Origin of the sequence: Streptomyces sp. NPDC048254 (assembly GCF_043201895.1) — a bacterium.
In the GTDB taxonomy this organism is placed as follows: domain Bacteria; phylum Actinomycetota; class Actinomycetes; order Streptomycetales; family Streptomycetaceae; genus Streptomyces.
On record NZ_JBICZJ010000005.1, the window covers coordinates 152,080 to 171,282 of the forward strand.

At 72.1% G+C, this 19,203-nt stretch carries 17 protein-coding genes; 8 read left to right on the top strand and 9 right to left on the bottom strand.

Translation table 11 applies throughout. The features are described from left to right. Window positions 1-103: 103 nt before the first annotated feature. The 3 genes from ACGFZQ_RS16110 to ACGFZQ_RS16120 all read left to right on the top strand — a co-directional run bounded on the left by ACGFZQ_RS16110 (window position 104) and on the right by ACGFZQ_RS16120 (window position 2,492). Entirely contained in the window at window positions 104-922 is an 819-nt protein-coding gene (locus tag ACGFZQ_RS16110; protein WP_393840903.1) for a polysaccharide deacetylase family protein, read from the top strand. 370 nt (window positions 923-1,292) lie between these two features. Then, window positions 1,293-1,733, top strand: a complete 441-nt coding sequence (locus ACGFZQ_RS16115; protein WP_393840904.1) for an SRPBCC family protein — start codon at window positions 1,293-1,295, stop codon at window positions 1,731-1,733. Window positions 1,734-1,817: 84 nt separating this feature from the next. Continuing rightward, entirely contained in the window at window positions 1,818-2,492 is a 675-nt protein-coding gene (locus ACGFZQ_RS16120) for a Crp/Fnr family transcriptional regulator (protein WP_351729469.1), read from the top strand. Window positions 2,493-2,677: 185 nt separating this feature from the next. Here the strand turns inward: ACGFZQ_RS16120 and ACGFZQ_RS16125 are convergent, their stop codons facing one another. The 5 genes from ACGFZQ_RS16125 to ACGFZQ_RS16145 form a co-directional block, all read right to left on the bottom strand. After that, on the bottom strand, window positions 2,678-3,829 hold the full coding sequence (locus ACGFZQ_RS16125) for an XdhC family protein (RefSeq protein ID WP_393840905.1): 1,152 nt from the start codon (window positions 3,827-3,829) through the stop codon (window positions 2,678-2,680). Window positions 3,830-3,885: 56 nt separating this feature from the next. Beyond that, window positions 3,886-5,346 (bottom strand): NCS2 family permease, encoded by a 1,461-nt coding sequence (locus tag ACGFZQ_RS16130; protein WP_393840906.1) that lies wholly within the window; start codon window positions 5,344-5,346, stop codon window positions 3,886-3,888. Window positions 5,347-5,496: 150 nt separating this feature from the next. Next, entirely contained in the window at window positions 5,497-7,896 is a 2,400-nt protein-coding gene (locus ACGFZQ_RS16135; RefSeq protein WP_393840907.1) for a xanthine dehydrogenase family protein molybdopterin-binding subunit, read from the bottom strand. 5 nt (window positions 7,897-7,901) lie between these two features. Next, window positions 7,902-8,462, bottom strand: coding sequence for a (2Fe-2S)-binding protein (locus ACGFZQ_RS16140; protein WP_393840908.1), 561 nt, complete (start codon window positions 8,460-8,462; stop codon window positions 7,902-7,904). Further along, window positions 8,462-9,352 (bottom strand): FAD binding domain-containing protein, encoded by an 891-nt coding sequence (locus ACGFZQ_RS16145; RefSeq protein WP_393840909.1) that lies wholly within the window; start codon window positions 9,350-9,352, stop codon window positions 8,462-8,464. Before ACGFZQ_RS16145 ends, ACGFZQ_RS16140 begins: the two co-directional genes overlap by 1 nt. Window positions 9,353-9,705: 353 nt before the next feature. Between ACGFZQ_RS16145 and ACGFZQ_RS16150 the strand changes: the two genes are divergently transcribed. Both ACGFZQ_RS16150 and ACGFZQ_RS16155 read left to right on the top strand, forming a co-directional pair. Further along, the gene (locus tag ACGFZQ_RS16150; RefSeq protein WP_393840910.1) at window positions 9,706-11,406 is read left to right on the top strand and encodes a PucR family transcriptional regulator; all 1,701 of its coding nucleotides are present in this window, start codon (window positions 9,706-9,708) and stop codon (window positions 11,404-11,406) included. Window positions 11,407-11,574: 168 nt separating this feature from the next. Further along, entirely contained in the window at window positions 11,575-12,342 is a 768-nt protein-coding gene (locus ACGFZQ_RS16155) for a hypothetical protein (protein ID WP_351729449.1), read from the top strand. A gap of 203 nt (window positions 12,343-12,545) precedes the next feature. On the opposite strand, the gene ACGFZQ_RS16160 is transcribed toward ACGFZQ_RS16155, so the two are convergent. After that, window positions 12,546-13,313: a GntR family transcriptional regulator gene (locus ACGFZQ_RS16160; protein ID WP_351729446.1), complete on the bottom strand. Its 768-nt coding sequence runs from the start codon at window positions 13,311-13,313 to the stop codon at window positions 12,546-12,548. A gap of 163 nt (window positions 13,314-13,476) precedes the next feature. Between ACGFZQ_RS16160 and ACGFZQ_RS16165 the strand changes: the two genes are divergently transcribed. Together ACGFZQ_RS16165 and ACGFZQ_RS16170 are read left to right on the top strand one after the other, a co-directional pair. Continuing rightward, a complete protein-coding gene (locus ACGFZQ_RS16165) occupies window positions 13,477-14,301 on the top strand; it encodes a (2Fe-2S)-binding protein (RefSeq protein WP_393840911.1) in 825 nt (274 codons plus the stop codon). A 316-nt stretch (window positions 14,302-14,617) separates the two neighbouring features. Further along, window positions 14,618-15,649 (top strand): DUF2637 domain-containing protein, encoded by a 1,032-nt coding sequence (locus tag ACGFZQ_RS16170; protein WP_382530997.1) that lies wholly within the window; start codon window positions 14,618-14,620, stop codon window positions 15,647-15,649. An 80-nt stretch (window positions 15,650-15,729) separates the two neighbouring features. Here the strand turns inward: ACGFZQ_RS16170 and ACGFZQ_RS16175 are convergent, their stop codons facing one another. The 3 genes from ACGFZQ_RS16175 to ACGFZQ_RS16185 all read right to left on the bottom strand — a co-directional run bounded on the left by ACGFZQ_RS16175 (window position 15,730) and on the right by ACGFZQ_RS16185 (window position 17,690). Next, window positions 15,730-16,179, bottom strand: a complete 450-nt coding sequence (locus ACGFZQ_RS16175) for an ATP-binding protein (RefSeq protein ID WP_393840912.1) — start codon at window positions 16,177-16,179, stop codon at window positions 15,730-15,732. A 307-nt stretch (window positions 16,180-16,486) separates the two neighbouring features. After that, window positions 16,487-16,951, bottom strand: a complete 465-nt coding sequence (locus tag ACGFZQ_RS16180; protein WP_393840913.1) for a hypothetical protein — start codon at window positions 16,949-16,951, stop codon at window positions 16,487-16,489. 118 nt (window positions 16,952-17,069) lie between these two features. Next, window positions 17,070-17,690 (bottom strand): hypothetical protein, encoded by a 621-nt coding sequence (locus ACGFZQ_RS16185; protein WP_393840914.1) that lies wholly within the window; start codon window positions 17,688-17,690, stop codon window positions 17,070-17,072. A gap of 178 nt (window positions 17,691-17,868) precedes the next feature. Here ACGFZQ_RS16185 and ACGFZQ_RS16190 point away from each other — a divergent pair, with 178 nt between their 5' ends. Further along, a complete protein-coding gene (locus tag ACGFZQ_RS16190) occupies window positions 17,869-19,197 on the top strand; it encodes a helix-turn-helix domain-containing protein (protein ID WP_393840915.1) in 1,329 nt (442 codons plus the stop codon). The last annotated feature ends 6 nt before the right edge of the window (window positions 19,198-19,203 follow it).

Here is a 19,203-nt window from a genome sequence, read left to right on the forward strand (position 1 = left end):
GGTCGGCCCCCTTCTTCCATGCTCACACCCGAAGGTGTCGAGGGCCGAGTCCACCCGGAGATATTCGAACACACATTCTATAAACTGTGTGTATAGTCCCGGCATGCCACTTTGGAGCAAGCTTCCGACCAAGAAGAGGGAAAGACGCGCTCACAGGTTCCGGTCGTCCCCCGGATTCCGGGTACCGGCACTCACCGCCGCCGCCGCCTCACTCGCCCTGGCCCTGTCGGGCTGCGCGCAGGTCGACACGACCTCGCCCGCCGACGCCCGCGGTCACGCCGTGAAGACGAGCCAGGCCCGGTTCGGGACCGTCGACTGCCGTGAGGCCAAGTGCGTCGCGCTCACCTTCGACGCGGGGCCCAGCGAGAACTCGGCCCGGCTGCTCGACATCCTCAAGGAGAAGCACGTCCCGGCGACCTTCTTCCTGCTGGGCAAGCGGCACATCGAGAAGTACCCGGAGCTGGTCCGGCGGATGGCCGCGGAGGGCCACGAGATCGCCAGCCACACCTGGGACCACAAGATCCTCACGGAGATCTCCGACCGGCAGATACGCGAGGAGCTCACCCGGACCGACGACGCGATCGAGCGGATCACCGGGCGCAAGCCCACGCTGATGCGCCCGCCCCAGGGCCGCACCGACGCGGACGTGCACCGGATCTGCCGTGAGCTGGGGCTGTCCGAGGTGCTGTGGAGCGTGACCGCCAAGGACTACCTGACCACCGATTCGGCGCTGATCGAGAAGCGGGTGCTGGACCAGGTGTCCCGGGACGGGATCATCCTGCTGCACGACATCTACCGGGGCACCGTGCCCGCCGTACCCGGGATCATCGACGCGCTCAAGGAACGCGGGTACGTCTTCGTGACCGTCCCGCAACTGCTGGCACCCGGAAAGGCCGAACCCGGAAAGGTGTACCGGCCCTAGGCCGCCACCGGACCAGGTGCGGTCGCCCGGCCCTCGCGGATCAACTCCGGGCTCCTGAGTCGGAGTTGAGCACTGGCCGGACGGGCGCCGACGCGGGCGTTGATCGCTGTTGCCCCGGTTCATATGGATCTGGTGGTGCGGGCTGTCGCCGGCGCCCTCGCGCCGGACGTCGACGGCCCGGGTGATCAGTACGCCATAGGTCTTCAACGGCATGTCGGCCAACTCGCCGTGAAGGCAGGCGGTTTGCCCGCCCATGGCGGGAATCGTACGGGCCCGGGGCCGGTTCCGGCCCGTCTTGGACGTTTCTGTCGGTCCTGTGAACAGACGGTGCCCGACCCGCGGAGCCTGGCCGATTCCCTACGATCGTTCCGTGGTCACCTTTCTTCTCCAACGCACGGCCCCGCTGCCGATCGACGAGGCGTGGCGCCGGCTCACGGAGTGGTCCGCGCACGCCGATGCGGTCCCGCTGACCCGGATCACCGTGCTCACCGAACCCCCGACCCACGAGGGCACGGCCTTCGTGGCCCGTTCCGGGCTCGGGCCGCTGTCCTTCGAGGACCCCATGGAGGTGACCGTCTGGGAGCCCCCGGAAGACGGCGGCTCCGGCCGGTGCCGCCTGGTCAAGCACGGCCGGGTGGTGCTCGGCTGGGCCGAACTGGAGGTGCGCCCCGGGCCCGGCGGCCGTACCCGGGTGATCTGGCACGAGGAGCTGCGGGTACGGGGTCTGCCGTCGGCCTTCGACCCGCTGCTGGACCGGGCGGCCCGGGCGATGTTCGGGCGGGCGGTCAACGCGCTGCTCAGGAAAGCGTAGGCGCCGCCCAGGCGGCTCCCCTTGGCAGATCCCGGCCGCACGATGGACAGTGGCCCTCCGGTGCCGATCGGTCACCGTGGGTCGATGCGGCCGGGAGGCTCGGAGGTGGCGTTCTTCTCGCCCGGGGAAACAAAGCTGTTGCGGGAGGCCGGGCACCCGCGCGGATGGGTCCGCGGCGAGGTGCTGATGCGGGAGGGCGAGGAGGCCGACTCCGTCGTCCTGCTGACGGCCGGCCTGGTGAAGGCGACGGTCGACTCGGCCAACGGCTACACCAGCCTGCTCGCCCTGCGCGGCCCCGGTGAACTCCTCGGCGAACTCGCCTGCGTCGACGGCGGCCCGCGGGGCGCGACCGTCACCGCGATGCGCCGCTCGGAGGGCGTGGTGGTCGCCGCGGACGCCTTCCTGAGACTCCTGGAGCGGGACCCGGGACTGTGTCTGTCCGTACTGCGCAGTGTCGTGGGCCGATTACGGGACTCCGACGGGCTGCGCGCCGAACAGGGCGCCCGCACCACCCGGGCCCGGGTCGCCGGGCTGCTGGTGAAGCTCGCCGTGCAGTACGGGTCGGCCGCGCCGGAGACCCTGCCGGGTGCCGTCTCCGTCCAGGTCAACCAGCGTGAGCTGGCCGCCGCCACCGGGGCGTCCAGGGAGTCGGTGGTGCGCTGTCTGCGGGCGATGCAGCAGGAGGGCCTGGTGGCCACCCGGCGGGGCCGCACCGTCGTCCTCGATCTGGCGGGGTTACGGCGCTGGGCGGAGGAGTGAGCCGCCCCGCAGCCGTGCACCGCGAACGCATCAGAACGGAACTCCCCGCGCCGAATGCGTCATTTGACGCTGTACGGCACCCATGAAGGCGCTTCCATCATCCCCTGGCGCCCGGACCGGTACGGCGATCGGGGGAACGGACCGGGCGCTCCGCTCCCTGCGGGGTGGCCTGGCCCCGGGGGGAGTCAGGCCACCGACCCGATCCGCCGCGTCGGCGTCGATGCCGTGTCGTGGTGGATCGGGGTGTGGGCGCCGGTCAGGGGGAGTCCGCTGCCGCCGCGGCGGTTGGCGACGATCTCGGCCGCGATCGACAGGGCGGTCTCCTCGGGCGTGCGGGCGCCGAGGTCCAGGCCGATCGGGGACCTGAGGCGGGCCAGCTCCAGTTCGGTGACGCCGACCTCGCGCAGCCGCTGGTTGCGGTCCAGGTGGGTGCGGCGGGAGCCCATCGCGCCGACGTACGCCACCGGCAGGCGCAGCGCGAGCCGGAGCAGCGGGATGTCGAACTTGGCGTCGTGGGTGAGGACGCACAGGACGGTACGGCCGTCCACCCGGGTCCGCTCCAGGTACTGGTGCGGCCATTCGACGACGATCTCGTCGGCCTCCGGGAAGCGGGCTCTCGTGGCGAACACGGGCCGCGCGTCGCAGACCGTCACGTGGTAGCCGAGGAACTTGCCGACGCGGACCAGCGCCGACGCGAAGTCGATCGCCCCGAAGACGATCATCCGGGGTGCCGGCGCCGAGGACTCGACCAGCACCGTGAGCGGCGCCCCGCAGCGAGAGCCCTGCTCTCCGATCTCCAGGGTGCCGGTGCGGCCCGCGTCCAGGAAGGCACCCGCCTCGGCGGCCACCGAGCGGTCCAGCTCGGGGTGGGCGCCGAAGCCGCCCCGGTAGCCGCCGTCGGCGTCCACAAGGAGGGCGCGGCCCAACAGCTCCGGTGGCCCGGTGACGATCCGCGCGACGGCCGCCGCCTCCCCCCGCGCGGCGGCGGCCAGCACGGCCTCGACCACCGGCCGGGCGGGGTCGTCCGCCCGTACCGGGGTGACGAGGACGTCGATGACGCCGCCACAGGTCAGGCCGACGGCGAAGGCGTCCTCGTCGCTGTAGCCGAAGCGCTCCAGGACGGTGTCGCCGTCCTCCAGCGCCTGCCGGCACAGCTCGTACACGGCACCCTCCACACACCCGCCGGAGACCGAGCCCACGGCGGTGCCGTCGGCGTCCACCGCGAGGGCGGCGCCGGGCTGGCGCGGGGCGCTGCCGCCGACCGCCACCACCGTGGCCACGGCGAAGTCACGGCCGTCCGCGACCCACCGGTTCAGCTCCTCGGCGATGTCCAGCATCTCTCGGTCTCCTTACACAACGGCGGTTGGTGCAGAGGGTCTGGGCGAGCGGCGGGCTAGTGCACGCCGAGCCAGCTCTCTATGGGATTGAGGGCGAAATAGACCAGGAAGATCAGTGTCAGGCCCCACATGAATGCGCCGACTTCCCGTGCCTTGCCCTGAGCTGCCTTGATGGCGGCGTAGGAGATGACGCCGGCGGCCACACCGGTGGTGATGGTGTAGGTGAAGGGCATCAGCACGACCGTCAGGAACACCGGGATGGCGGTGGCCCGGTCGGCCCAGTCCACGTGCCGGGCGTTCATCAGCATCATCGCACCGATGACCACCAGGGCGGCCGAGGCGACCTCCTGCGGGACGATCGCGGTGAGCGGGGTGAAGAAGAGACAGGCCGCGAAGAACAGGCCGGTGACGACGGAGGCCAGACCCGTACGGGCGCCCTCGCCGACGCCGGTCGCCGACTCGATGAACACGGTCTGCCCGGAGCCGCCCGCCACGCCTCCGATCGCGCCGCCCGCTCCGTCGATGAACAGCGCCTTGGACAGGCCCGGCATCCGGCCCTTGTCGTCGGCGAGCCCGGCCTCCGTGCCGACGCCGATGATGGTGGCCATCGCGTCGAAGAACCCGGCGAGCACCAGGGTGAAGACGATCATCGCGACCGTCATCGCGCCGACCTTGCCCCAGCCGCCGAACTCGACGTGCCCGAAGAGCGAGAAGTCCGGCATGGAGACGGCGGAGCCGTGCAGTGCGGGGGCGGCGCCGCCCGCCCACTGCCCGGGGTCGATGACCCCGAGGCCGTTGAGCACGGCCGCCACCACCGTGCCGCTGACGATGCCGATCAGGATGGCGCCGGAGACGTTCCGGGCCTGGAGCATGAAGATCAGCAGCAGGGTGCCGGCGAAGAGCAGCACCGGCCAGCCGGTGAGTTCGCCCGCGGGGCCGAGGGTGAGCGGGGTGGCCTTGCCCTGGTGCACGAAGCCGGACTTGTAGAGACCGATGAGGGCGATGAACAGGCCGATGCCCATGGTGATGCCGTGCTTGAGCGCCAGCGGGATCGCGTTCATGATCATCTCGCGGAGGCCGGTGACGACCAGGAGCATGATGACCACGCCGTACAGCACGCACATGCCCATCGCCTGCGGCCAGGTCATCTGTGGGGCGACCTGCGAGGACAGCACGCCGGAGACGGAGAGGCCGGCGGCGAGCGCGAGCGGCACCTTGCCGGCGAAGCCCATCAGCAGCGTGGTGAAGGCGGCGGCGAAGGCGGTCGCGGTGATCAGCGCCTGCTGTCCGAGGGTGTCCCCGGCCGCGTCCTTGCCGGACAGGATCAGGGGGTTGAGCAGGAGGATGTACGCCATCGCCATGAAGGTGGTGACGCCGCCGCGGACCTCACGCCCGACGGTGGATCCCCGCAGGGAGATGTGGAAGTACCGGTCGAGCCAGGACCGTCCGGCCGGGACGCGGGTTCCCCCGCCCGCGTCTTCGGCGACGGTCTTCGGCTCGAGTGACTGCTGGGTCATATGGGCCTACTCCCAAGGTTCAAAGGGGCACCCGCTGCTTGCCTTCGGCGAAGGGCGGGATTTGGGGAGGTGCCCGACCCGGGGGACGGCCCGAGGCGAACATTCAGGGGTGGTCCCGGGGGACGAGGTCCCCCGGGAGAACTCACCGGTTCAGCCCCCGGAGGGTCCCGTTCCGGTGAGGTGTTCCGGTCGGACCGGCGTGCGGTTCAGCTCCAGGCCCGTCGCGTTCCGGATCGCCGCGAGGACGGCCGGGGTCGACGACAGGGTCGGGGCTTCGCCGATGCCACGGAGCCCGTACGGGGCGTGGTCGTCGGCGAGTTCGAGGACGTCGACCGGGATGGTCGGCGTGTCGAGGATGGTCGGGATCAGGTAGTCGGTGAAGGACGGGTTCCTGACCTTCGCCGTCTTCGGGTCGACGATGATCTCCTCCATCACCGCCACGCCCAGGCCCTGGGTCGTACCGCCCTGGATCTGGCCGACGACGGAGAGCGGGTTGAGCGCCTTGCCGACGTCCTGGGCGCAGGCCAGCTCGATCACCTTGACCAGGCCCAGCTCGGTGTCGACCTCGACGACCGCGCGGTGGGCGGCGAAGCTGTACTGGACGTGGCCGTTGCCCTGGCCGGTGTGCAGGTCGAAGGGCTCGGTCGCCCGGTGCCGCCACTCCGCCTCGACCTCGACCGCGTCGTCGCCGAGCACGTCCACCAGGGCGGCGAGCACCTCGCCGCCGTCGGTGACGACCTTGCCGGTCTCCAGCAGCAGCTCGGCGGTGGCCCAGGCCGGGTGATAGGTACCGAACCTGCGGCGGCCGAGCTCCAGCACCTTCTCGCGGACGAGCTCGCAGGAGTTCCTGACGGCGCCACCGGTGACGTACGTCTGGCGCGAGGCCGAGGTCGAACCGGCGCTGCCCACCTGGGTGTCGGCCGGATGGATGGTGACCTGGGCGACACCCAGCTCGGTGCGGGCGATCTGCGCGTGGACGGTGACACCGCCCTGGCCGACCTCCGCCATCGCGGTGTGCACGGTGGCGACCGGCTCGCCGCCGATGACCTCCATGCGCACCTTGGCGGTGGAGTAGTCGTCGAAGCCCTCGGAGAAACCGACGTTCTTGATGCCGACCGCGTAGCCGACACCGCGGACGACGCCTTCGCCGTGGGTGGTGTTGGACAGGCCGCCGGGCAGCTGCCGTACGTCCGCCTCCTCGCCCGCCGAGAGCCACTGCTGCTCGGGCGGCAGGGGCATCGCCTTGACCCGGCGCAGGAGTTCGGCGACCGGGGCCGGGGAGTCGACCGGCTGGCCGGTGGGCAGCAGGGTGCCCTGTTCCATGGCGTTCAGCTTCCTGAACTCCACCGGGTCCATGCCGAGTTGCCCCGCGACCTTGTCCATCTGCGCCTCGTAGGCGAAGCACGCCTGGACCGCGCCGAAGCCGCGCATCGCGCCGCAGGGCGGGTTGTTGGTGTAGAGGGCGATGGCCTCGACGTCGACGTCGTCGACGACGTACGGGCCGATGCCGAGCGAGGAGGCGTTGCCGACGACGGCCGGGGAGGCGGAGGCGTAGGCACCGCCGTCGAGCACGATCCGGCACTTGACGTGCGTCAGCTTGCCCTCGCGGGTGGCCCCGTGCTCGTAGTAGAGGCGGGCCGGGTGGCGGTGGACATGGCCGAAGAAGGACTCGAAGCGGTTGTAGACGATCTTGACGGGCTTGCCGGTGCGCAGGGCCAGCAGACAGGCGTGGATCTGCATCGACAGGTCCTCGCGGCCGCCGAACGCGCCGCCGACGCCGGCCAGCGTCATCCGCACCTTGTCCTCGGGCAGGCCGAGCACCGGCGCGATCTGGCGCAGGTCGGAGTGGAGCCACTGGGTGGCGATGTAGAGGTGGACGCCGCCGTCCTCCTCGGGCACCGCGAGGCCGGACTCGGGGCCGAGGAAGGCCTGGTCCTGCATGCCGAAGTAGTACTCGCCCTTGACGATGACAGCGGCCCTCTTGGCGGCCTCGTCGGCGTCGCCGCGGACGATCGGCTGGCGGTGCACGATGTTGGGGTGCGGGACGTGGCCGATGTGGTGGTCGTCGCGGTTCTCGTGGATGTGGATCGCGTCCGGCGCGGTCGCGGCGGCCTCGTCGGTGATGACGGGCAGCTCGCGGTACTCGACCTTGATCTTGGCGGCGGCGCGGCGGGCGGTCTCCGGGTGGTCGGCGGCGACGATCGCGACCGGCTCGCCGTGGTGGCGCACCTTGCCGTGCGCGAGGACCGGGGTGTCCTGGATCTCCAGGCCGTAGTTCTTGACCTCGGTCGGCAGGTCGTCGTAGGTCATGACCGCGTAGACGCCCGGCTGGGCCAGGGCCTCGCTGGTGTCGATCGACACGATCTCGGCGTGCGCGACCGTGGAGCGCAGGATCTGGCCCCAGAGCATGTCCTCGTGCCACATGTCGGACGAGTACGCGAACTCTCCGGTGACCTTGAGGGTGCCGTCCGGCCGGAGCGTGGACTCGCCGATACCGCCCCTGGTCTGGGAGCCCTGGGTGATCTTCGTGGGAGTGCCGATGGTGGGCATGTCGCTCAGACCGCCTCTCCCTGCCGGGCGGCCGCGAGACGGACCGCGTCCATGATCTTCTCGTAACCGGTGCAGCGGCACAGGTTGCCGGAGAGCGCCTCGCGGATGTCCGCGTCGGTCGGGTTCGGGTTGTGCTCCAGCATCTCGTCGGCGGCGACCAGCAGACCCGGGGTGCAGAAGCCGCACTGCACGGCGCCGGCGTCGATGAACGCCTGCTGGATCGGGGAGAGCGGGGTGCCTTCGCCGGTGTGGGAGTCGGCGGCGGGCCTGGCCTGCCACCGCTTCGCCTCGTCGAGCGTCGTACCGCAGGAGCGGTCGTTGGCATAGTCCGCCAGGCCCTCCACGGTGACGACCTCGCGGCCCTCCGCCTGACCGGCCGCGACCAGGCAGGAACAGACGGGCACGCCGTCCAGCCGGACGGTGCAGGATCCGCACTCGCCCTGCTCGCAGGCGTTCTTGGAGCCGGGGAGACCGAGCCGCTCGCGCAGCACGTAGAGCAGGCTCTCGCCCTCCCAGACGTCGTCGGCTTCCTGCGGGCGCCCGTTGACAGTGAAGTTGACGCGCATCAGGCCACTCCCTCCGTGATGCGGCGGGCGCCGCGGTACGACTCCCAGGTCCAGGTGAGCGTCCGGCGGGCCATCACGCCGACCGCGTGGCGGCGGTAGCTCGCGGTGCCCCGGACGTCGTCGATCGGGTTGCAGGCGGCGGCGCACAGGTCCGCGAACTGCTTGGCCACCGACGGCGTGATGATCTTTCCGTTGTCCCAGAAGCCGCCCTCGTCGAGCGCCGCGTTCAGGAAGTCCTCGGCGGTCTTGGCGCGCACCGGCGTGGGGGCGGCCGAACCGATGCCCGTACGGACCGTGCGCGTCTCGGGGTGCAGGGCCAGCCCGAAGGCGCACACGGCGATCACCATCGCGTTGCGCGTACCGACCTTCGAGTACTGCTGCGGGCCGTCGGCCTTCTTCACGTGCACCGCGCGGATCAGCTCGTCCGGCGCGAGGGCGTTGCGCTTGACGCCGGTGTAGAAGTCGTCGATGGGGATGAGCCGGGTGCCGCGCACCGACTCGGCCTCGACCTCGGCGCCGGCCGCGAGCAGCGCCGGGTGGGCGTCGCCGGCCGGGGAGGCGGTGCCGAGGTTGCCGCCGACACCGCCGCGGTTGCGGATCTGCGGGGAGGCGACGGTGTGCGAGGCGAGGGCCAGGCCCGGCAGCTCGGTGCGCAGGTTCTCCATGATCCGGGTGTACGGCACGGAGGCGCCGAGCCGTACGCTCTCCTCGCCGACCTCCCATTCGTAGAGATCGCCGACGCGGTTGAGATCAAGGAGGTACTCGGGCCGGCGGTGGTCGAAGTTGATCTCGACCATCACATCGGTGCCACCCGCGATCGGCACTGCGGTGGGGTGCTCGGCCTTCGCGGCGAGCGCCTCCTCCCAGCTGGCGGGGCGAAGGAAGTCCATGACCGGCTCTCTTCTCCGTCTCGTTAAGTCTCGTGAGTCGTGCGGATTGAGCCAATCCGTGTGCGGCGGGCCCGGCTCGTTCATGTCCTGTTAACGCGGAATGACGCCAGTACACCGCCCCGTACTCCAGTGGGGTCAGTCACCGAAACCATGAAGGAGTTGGCTGGCCAGCACGGGCATCTTGTAGATTCGTATGAACGGAAGTCATCAGTAACCTCCTGGTTTTCCTGTGGAAACGCAGGAAACGCCCAGGCACCCCGCGATCGCGGCCCGTGCCCCCGCACGCCGGGCGCCTCATCCATGACACTGCAAGATTCATCGTAGATTTCGAGACACAGAACGGCGGCGACGAGATGCGGCTGCGCGCACTGCTGGACACCGATGCGCTGGGCCTGCGGCTGCTCGGCGGCGAGGACGAGCTGGACCGCACCGTGCGCGGGGTGATGACCACGGACCTGCGTGACCCCAGCCGCTACCTCTCGGGCGGTGAGCTGGTGCTGACGGGCCTGGCCTGGCGTCGGGACGCCGCGGACTCCGAGCCGTTCGTACGACTCCTCGCGCAGGCCGGGGTGGCCGCGCTGGCGGCCGGTGAGGCCGAGCTGGGGGACATCCCGGACGACCTGGTCGTGGCCTGCGCCCGGCACCGGCTCCCGCTCTTCGCGGTGCACGAGTCGGTGGCGTTCGCGACGATCACCGAGCATGTCGTGCGGCAGGTCAGCGGCGAGCGGGCCGGGGACCTCGCGGCCGTCGTCGACCGGCACCGCCGGATGATGACCTCGGGCCCGGCGGGCGGCGGCCCGGACGTGGTCCTGGACCTGCTCGGCTCGGACCTGGACCTGCGCGCCTGGGTGCTCTCCCCGACCGGCCGTCTGATCGCCGGCTCCAAGGTGTCGGGGCCCGCGCTGCCGGCCGACGCCTGCGCCCGGCTGGCCGCCGAGCACCTGGCCGCGACCCGCACCGGCCGTCGGGGCCCGCACCGGGTCCTCCTCGACGGCACCACGTACTCGCTCTTCCCGATCCGCTCCTGGGGGCACCGCCCGGCGGCGGCCGGGGGAGGGCGCTCCCCGCAGGGCGCCCGGGACGTGCGGGAGACCGTGCTCTCGGACTGGCTGCTGGCCGTCGAGGCGGACGCGAGCGACTGGCAGGACGAGCGCCTCGACCTGCTCCAGGGCGTCACCCAGCTGATCGCCGTCGAGCGCGACCGCCGCGACGCGGCCCGTACGGTACGGCGCCGGCTCGCCCAGGAGGTGCTGGAGCTGGTCCAGACGGGCGCGGCCCCGGCGGAGATCGCCGCGCGCCTGCGGGTGGCCGCGCCCGTCCTGCTGCCCGGTCTCGGCGCGGCCCCGCACTGGCAGGTGGTGGTCGCCCGCGTCGAGTGGGAGGGCGGCGAGGTCGAGGGCGGCCCGGTCGCGCAGTCGCTGCTCGAGGAGATCCTGGTCGACCCGCTGGCCACCGGCCCGGAGCCGTCCGACCGGATAGCGGTGGCCCACACCGGCGACGAGGCGATCGCCCTGGTCCCGCTCCCCGCGGTCTCCGCCGAGCACGACGGCTCCGAGTCCGGTATCCACGCCGACGCCCTGCTGAAGTCGGTGCGGGACCCGCTGTCCGCGGGCCTGGACGACGACGGCCGGGTCACCCTCGGCGTCAGTGCGGCCGTGCACTCGGCGGAGGGGCTGCGCGGGGCCCTGGAGGAGGCCCGGCACGCCCGCCGGGTGGCCGCCGCCCGGCCGGGCCGGGTCTGCGCGGCCGGCCACCAGGAGCTGGCCTCGCACGTCCTGCTGCTCCCGTTCGTCCCCGACGACGTCCGCCGCGCCTTCACCGCCCGGCTGCTGGACCCCCTCCGGGACTACGACCGCCGGCACCGCGCCGAGCTGATCCCGACCCTCGAGGCGTTCCTCGACTGCGACGGCTCCTGGACCCGCTGCGCCACCCGTCTCCACCTGCACGTCAACACACTGCGCTATCGCGTGGGCAGGATCGAGCAGTTGACGGGCCGGGACCTCTCCCGGCTGGAGGACAAGCTCGATTTCTTCTTGGCATTGCGGATGAGCTGAGGGCACGCGGGCGTGCGACCGGCTCGCGCCAAGTGCCCTCACCGTCCCACGACTTTGTGAAATTATTCACCCACCCTCTTGGCCCCGCGTGGCGATCGATGCTGGAATGCGGCCACCACTCAACTGCTCGACGGCGTGCAAGGGGAGGGCAACGTGGCGTACTCCGCCATGTCTGGGAACGGAACGAACGCCGGTGACGATCCGCTCCAGACCGCGGTGTGGCGGCTGCGCTCGCGGGCCTGCTGGGCCGACGCGGCGGCACTGCTGCCGACGGACACGCCGACGTCCTCCCTGCAACGGGCGGGGCTGATGGTCGAACGGTGTCTGTACACCGAGGGCGGCTGGGGAGAGGCGGAGGACGCGCTGCGGACGGCGGAGGCGGTGGCCCGCACCGACGAGGAACGGGGCGCCGCCGCGTGCGAGCGCGGCCAACTCGCCTACGCGGCCACACTGCACGGGGTGCGGGACCGGGCCGACGAGGCGCGGGCCGCGCTCGGCAGAGCGGCCGCGCTGATCCCTCCGGGGGCGCCGGGGCGGGCCCTTCTCGACTTCCGCCGGGGCCTGCTGGCGGAGAACCTGACCCGCTCCCCGCAGGCGGCGCGGGCGGCCTACCGCCGGGCCCACGCGGCGGCCACCGCCCACACCGACCCGCTGCTGCTCTCCTTCACCTGGCGGCATCTGGCCGGACTGGCGCTGCGGGAGGGGGAGTTGGCGGAGGCCCGGCACGGTTTCGCGGAGTCCCTGCGGATCAGGGAGGAGCTGGGCTACCTGGTGGGCACGGCACCGGCGCTCGCGTCCCTGGCCGACACGGAGCCGGAACCGGAGGCGTCGCGGCTACGCGAGGAGGCGGGCCGGCTGTTCCGCCTGCTGGGCGGCGTCCCGACCTGGCTGGCGGCGCAGTTGACCCCACCCGCTCCGGGCGCGGCAACGGCGTAGCACGCATCTGCGGCCCGGTGGGGGCCGATCGCGCAGTTCCCCGCGCCCCTGAAGGGGCGCTGACGGCAGCGTCTTTCAGGGGCGCGGGGCTGTATCGATATGCGGCTACCGCCGCGTGGGCGCGGCAAGCCACGACGCACCCGCACCCGGGCGACGGCCGCCACCCCCACGGCGGGCTGCCGCGAAAACGCCCCCTCCGCCACTCAACCCGCGGTGGCGAAATGCCCGGCCACCAGCCGCCGCACCGCGTCCAACTCCCCCGCGATCAACGCCTCCAGCAACGCCGCATGCTCACCCGCGTCCGCCATCAGGTCGGCCCGGCCCCCGCGCAGCGGAACCGCCCGCCGGTGCAGATCCTCCGCGATCTGCACCAGCTGCTCGTTGCCCGCAAGGGCCAGCACCGCCCGGTGGAAAGCCCGGTCGGCCTCCGCGTAGGTCGCCCTGCACTCCTTCGCCGCCGCCCGCACCGACTCCTCGGCCAGCGGCCGCAACGCGGCCCACCGCTCGGCCGGCACGCTGCGCGCCAGCCGCATCATCACCGGCACCTCGATCAGCGCCCGCACCTCGGCCAGTTCGGCGAGTTCGCGTGCCCCCCGCTCCACCACCCGGAACCCCCGGTTGGGCACGACCTCGACCGCGCCCTCGAGCGCCAGCTGCTGCATCGCCTCGCGCACGGGCGTCGCGGAGACCCCGAACCGCTCCCCCAGCGCCGGCGCCGAGTACACCTCACCGGGCGTCAGCTCCCCGCTCGCCAGTGCCGTACGCAACGCGTCCAGGATCTGCCCCCGCACGGACGCCCGCTGGACGGCGGGCCTGGGCTGCGGGATCGGACTCTCGCAGTGCGTGTGCTCGCCGCGCGCGGCCGGCGTGCCGGCGGGGTGTCCGGTCGCCTCCCGGGCCGTCTCCCCGGACCGCGTCTGCGCCGGCACCCTGGCCGTCTCGGCCGGAGCCGGGTGCGCGCGATGGTTCACGGGTCCTCCTCCGACTCGTCGGGACTTGGGTCATTAACGGCGGGTTGTTACTCGTCCGTCAAGCACCTTAGGCGCCCCGGGCGATAGTTCAAATTTCCGAATGGATGGGTAAGGTAAGGCTTACTTATCCGGCAGTCGGCCCGCACCCGATCGGTGGTACCCCATGACCTCCCCCGTCTCCGCCGCCTACGCGCGCCTGACCGAGGTCTGTCCGGACCTGGTGGTCACGGAACTGGGCCCGGGCGAGCCGGCACCCCGGGGCGGCGACTGGGTCGGCGCCGCCGAGCTGGCGGCGGGCGGGCCCGGCCTGGACACCTTCCTCGCCTGGGACGAGGACCAGATCCTGCGGGACTACGGACAGCCGGGCCGCCCGGACGTGGTGGCGAGCTTCGGCCTGCACCGCTACGGCTGGGCCGCCTGCCTCCTGATCACCCTCCCGTGGTTCCTGGACAGCCGGGTCCCGCGGCTGCCCGTGACGCATGTCTCGTACGACCGCGTGGCCGGCCGCATGGCAGTGCGCGTCGCCTCGTTCGCGTGCCTCCCCGACGACCCGGCGGCGACGCTGCCCGGCGCGGTCGTCGTCGCCGACGGGGAGACGCTGCGGGCCGAGGTGCGGGCGGCCGTCGCCGAGCACCTGGAACCGGTCCTCGGCGCCTTCGGGCCGCGGATGCGGCGGCGCGGGCGCGCGCTGTGGGGCATGGCGACCGACGAGATCGTCGAGGGGCTCTGGTACGTCGCCGAGATGCTCGGGGACGAGGAGCGGGCCGTGCGCGAACTCGACCGGCTGCTGCCGGGCGCCACCAAGCCGTACGTCGGCTCGGCCGCCTTCCGGGTGCTGACCGGCCCGGCGGGCGAGCCGCTGCCGACCCGGGACCGGGCGAGCTGCTGCATGTACTACACGCTCCGCCCCGAGGACACCTGCGTCACCTGCCCGCGGACCTGCGATGACGAGCGGATCGCCAAACTCACGGCGGTCGCGGCCGCCTGAGGCACCCTCAGGCGTCCCCTCGGCATCGAGCACCCCACCGGATCCACTAAGATCACCGAGTGTGGGATCACCCTCGCGTCGACAGGGAATTCACAACTTCCTCACTTGCCGCAGGAACTTTCCGAGGAACCACCCGTATGGGTAGTCTTACTCGAACTCAACTCCCGCCCCTCACGCGGCAGTTCGAGCAGAACGCTGCCCTGGGCATCCCCTTGCACTTCCTTGGCGGCCTCTTGCCCCGAAACCCCCTGAGGGCCAGTGGGATTGGGCCACTATGGCGGGCGATACGCCCTATCCCAATGCAAGGGACCCCTAGATGAGACTGACCGACATATCGCTGAACTGGCTGCTTCCCGGCGCCGTACTGCTCCTGGGCATGCTGGTCGCGGTGGCGGTGCTTGCGCGCTCCAAGCGGTCCGGCGGGGAGCACGCGAAGGACGACTCGTGGGAGCGCAGCGAGGAGCGCCGCAGGCGCAAGGAAGCCATATACGGCACCGTCTCCTACGCACTCCTGTTCTGCTCCGCGGCGGTCGCCGCGGCCCTCTCGTTCCGCGGCCTGGTCGGCTTCGGCCAGCAGAACCTCGGCCTCTCCGACGGCTGGGAGTACCTGGTGCCGTTCGGTCTGGACGGCGCGGCGATGTTCTCCTCCGTCCTCGCGGTGCGCGAGGCGAGCCACGGTGACGCGGCCCTCGGCTCCCGGATACTCGTGTGGACGTTCGCGGGCGCCGCGGCCTGGTTCAACTGGGTGCACGCGCCCAGGGGTGTCGACCACGCGGGCGCTCCCCAGTTCTTCGCCGGCATGTCGCTGTCCGCGGCCGTCCTCTTCGACCGCGCACTGAAGCAGACCCGCAAGGCCGCCCTCCGTGAGCAGGGCCTGGTGCCGCGCCCGCTGCCGCAGATCCGTATCGTCCGCTGGCTGCGTGCCCCCCGCGAGACCTACAGGGCGTGGTCGCTGATGCTGCTGGAGGGCGTGCGCAGCCTGGACGAGGCGGTCGACGAGGTGCGCGAGGACAAGCGGCAGAAGGAGACGAACCGGCTCCGCCGCCGCGAGCAGGACCGTCTGGAGCGGGCCCAGCTCAAGGCCATCAGCCGGGGCCACCGCGGCTTCGTCGGACGCGGCCGGCAGGACGAGGTGCACCAGGTGGAGCGCGCCTCCCAGCCCACTGCGGAGCCTGCCATATCGGCGCCGGAGCAGCTGCCCGTACGCCAGCGGCCCTCCCTTCAGCCCGTCCGCAAAGGGTCTGACCCGATCACGGTCGACCTGACCGCGGAGGACGACACAATGGCGCTGCCGCGCCTCGACTCCCTGGAGCGCAAGCTCAAGGACCTTGAGCAGCAGTTCGGCTGATCATCCAGTGCCGGACGGCACCTCGGGACGGGGGCGTGACCTTCAGGGTCACGCCCCCGTCCCGTTGTGTGGAGGCGCCTTCAGGCGGCGTCCGCGTCCAGTTCGAACCACACCGACTTGCCCACCTCGTGCGGCTGGACGCCCCACGCGTCCGCGAGGGAGTCGACCAGGACCAGGCCCCGGCCGTGGGTTCCGTCCCCGGAGTCCGGGGCGCACACGCGCGGCCGACGGCCCACGAAGTCCCGTACCTCCACACGCAGTTGGCCGGGTCCCACGACGGCCGTCAGCACGGCCTCGCGGTCGGTGTGGACGAGAGCGTTGGTGACGAGTTCACTGGTGAGCAGTTCCGCGATCTCCGAGCGGCCCGGTTTCCCCCAGTGGCGTAGCAGTTCCCGCAGCTCCCGGCGAGCCTCGGGCACCGCCCGCAGATCCGACCGTCCCAGCCGCCGCCTGAGCTGTGACGGGTGTCCCCGTTCCGTCGTGTCGGTCTCTTCCCCCGCCGTCTGCGCCGAGGAGGCCCCGATGGCCACGGGACCGCCCCCTCGTGCCTGACTGTTCATGACCCCCGCCCGCACGCTGTTGCCGGATCCCCTCCTGATCGAACACGTTCACGGGGATCCATGCCCGCTCGGGCACGGGCCAGTCATGTCACGCCGATGACGACCGGGTGTTCGGCCATGTCCTGAACCGGCCCCGGCCCGTACGTCGCCTCCCGGACCGTCCCGTACGCGCCAACGGTGCCGGGGACCCGGCGTGAAACAGCCCCTCGCACAACCCCCCGAGCTGATTCACGCGGTCCACGGCACCGACGAACCTGGCCGAAACCTGACCTTCCGCCTACTTGCCCCGGAGGCCCTTGGTGCCGATGTGAATGATCTTGTGGGAGCCGCGGCTCATGTCGACGAACAGCTTCGTGGTCGTGTCGCGGCTCCAGGTGAGGGTGATGACGGCCTCGGTGCGGTTCTTCGCCGTGCCGTTGTCGGTGACCTTCCACTTGAGCGGGGTGTTCTGTGCCCGCAGCACCCCGTCGGCGTGCTCCCGGTCCTCCCAGGCCTGCAACTGCTTCAGGTAGGTCGGGGCGATGTAGTAGGCGCGCAGCGCGGTCGGCAGGTCGCCGCTTCCGTCCGGGTCGCTCTCGGCGTCGATGTAGGCGCCGTAGAAGTCGGCGATCCGGGTGAGGTCGTCGGACGGATCGCCGCCGACGCTGCGCGGCGCGCCGGCCGAGGCCTGGGCGGTGACGCCGACCCCGAGGGCCACGGCGAGCACACCGGCGGTGAGGACGGTGCGGGTCTTGGTGCTCATTTCTGATACCCCGTTTTCTGCGTTTCTGCTTTTCTGCGGTGATGACTCATGACTGAGGTGGCTGATGGCTGTCGGGGCCGTCCTCCCCTCCCCCGAGCGGGAGGACGGCCCCCGTCCGTCAGTGGAGCTTGTTGACGGCCGTGACGGTCGTCCTCTTGAACGCCTTCACCGGCGCGTCCTGGAAGCCGCCCAGCTGCCCCCAGTCCACGACCGTCACGGTGCTCCCCTCCCGGCCGAGCGACAGCAGCCGGATGTCGCTGGCGCCCCAGGAGGTCTCGGTGTGCAGGGCGTAGACATGGGCGCCGTCCCCGACGGGCAGGTCGCCGTGGTCCTGGAAGGCGGCCCGGGTCTCCGGGTCCTCCATCTCGATCCGGTCCGCGCAGGACACGATGTCCTCGTCCAGCTTCGCGACCCGGCCCTTCGCCGCGCTGACACTGGCCAGTTCGACGCTGACCTGACGGGCACTGGTGTCGAGATCGGTCCGGAACTCCCGGTACCAGGTGTGCTGTCCGCCGCCGAGGGCGATGCCCAGGCAGGTGTCCTGCTTGACCGCCTCCGGCACGCCCGCGGTGACCTTGCCGGCCGTCCAGGACGAGCTGGGGTGCGGCGGCAGGTCGGCCGCCGCGAGGAAGCCGGGCGCCTTCGGGGCGGCCGCCGCCGGGACGGCGAGCGTGGTGCCTACGGCCAGTGCGGCGCCGGCGAGTACGGTGAGCGCGCCTGCTCGGGTGCGCTTGGGCATGGGTGGTCCCCCGTTGGATCGGTGCATGGGTGTGGGATGCCGCGGACGGCGCCGGCTGGTCGGTCCGGCCCTGGTCGGTGCGACACCAGAAGCATCGGCTGTCATCCGCGGCAACCGCAACGGCAACCGCCCGTTCCGCCGGCCTGGAACCATCCCAGCCCTGCTGACGTGCAGGTATATGAGTGCCTGGGATACGGACGACCGGGGGAAGGTGCCCGTGCGCGAGGACGTCGAGGAGTTCGCGGCGCTGCTGCGGCAGTTGAAGGACCGTACGGACCGGAGTTACGGCTCCCTGGCCCGCCGCCTGAACATGAACACCTCCACCCTGCATCGCTACTGCGCGGGCGAGGCGGTGCCGCTCGACTTCGCTCCGGTCGAACGCCTGGCCGCGTTCTGCGGGGCGACCCCGGAGGAACGGCTCGAACTCCACGAGCGCTGGTTACGGGCGGTGGCGGCGCGGCAGCGACCGCGGACGACGGAGAACACCGGTGCCCAGGAGCCGGAAGCCGCGGCCGAGAGCGGAGCGGACCCGGTACCGCAGCCCGGGCCCGTGGCCGGGCCCACGCCCGCACCCCGCCCCTGGTACCGCCGTCGCCGCACCCTGGTCGGCTCGGCCGTGGCCGTCGTCCTCCTGGTGACGCTGGGCAGCCTGATCGCCCCCTCGGACGACCGGCCGCCCGCCGGCACCGCCGCCCGGTCCCCCGGTTCCTCCCCCACGACCGCCGCCGGCGACGCCCGGCGCCACGACCCCACACCCACCGGCCCGGCACCGGACGCCTCCGGCCCGCCCGGCCGCCGCTCGCCGTCCTCTACTCCGGCCGGCACCAGGACCCCCTCGTCCTCCGCCCCGAGCACGTCCACCAGCCCCGCCCCGACCGGTGTCCCGCTCGCCTGGACCGCCAGTTCCCAGGTCTGGGAGCTGGGCTGCGACCACGACTACGTCATCGACAAGCAGCCGGCGCAGGTCCCGCCGCCGCCCGTCCCGCAGGACGCCGGCACCTGGGCGGCCACCCAGAACGCGGTGCACGGCCGCGACACGATCGTCCAGATCTCGGTGCAGGGCCGCTCGTCCACGGCCGTCGTCCTGGAAGACCTGCGGGTGCGGGTCGTCGGCCGTTCCGCGCCCGCACCCGGCATCGCCTACTCCATGGCCGACGGCTGCGGCGGCGGCCTCACCCCGCGCTACTTCGACGTCGACCTGGACAAGGACCGCCCCCTCGCCCGCCCGGTGGCCGGCGAGGGCCCGGACGGGCAGACCGTCTCGACCATGCGGCTGCCCTACCGGGTCTCGTCCACGGACCCGGAGGTGCTCCGCGTCAACGCGCGCACCGAGGGCTGCGACTGCCGCTGGTACCTCGAACTGGACTGGTCCTCACAGGGCCGCTCCGGCACGGTCCGGATCGACGACCACGGCCTGCCGTTCCGCACCAGCTCCATCAAGGGCCTGCCGGAGTACTGGTACGGCTTCGTGGACGGTGTCCGCCAGTGGGTGCCGGTCGAGGGCTGATCCGGA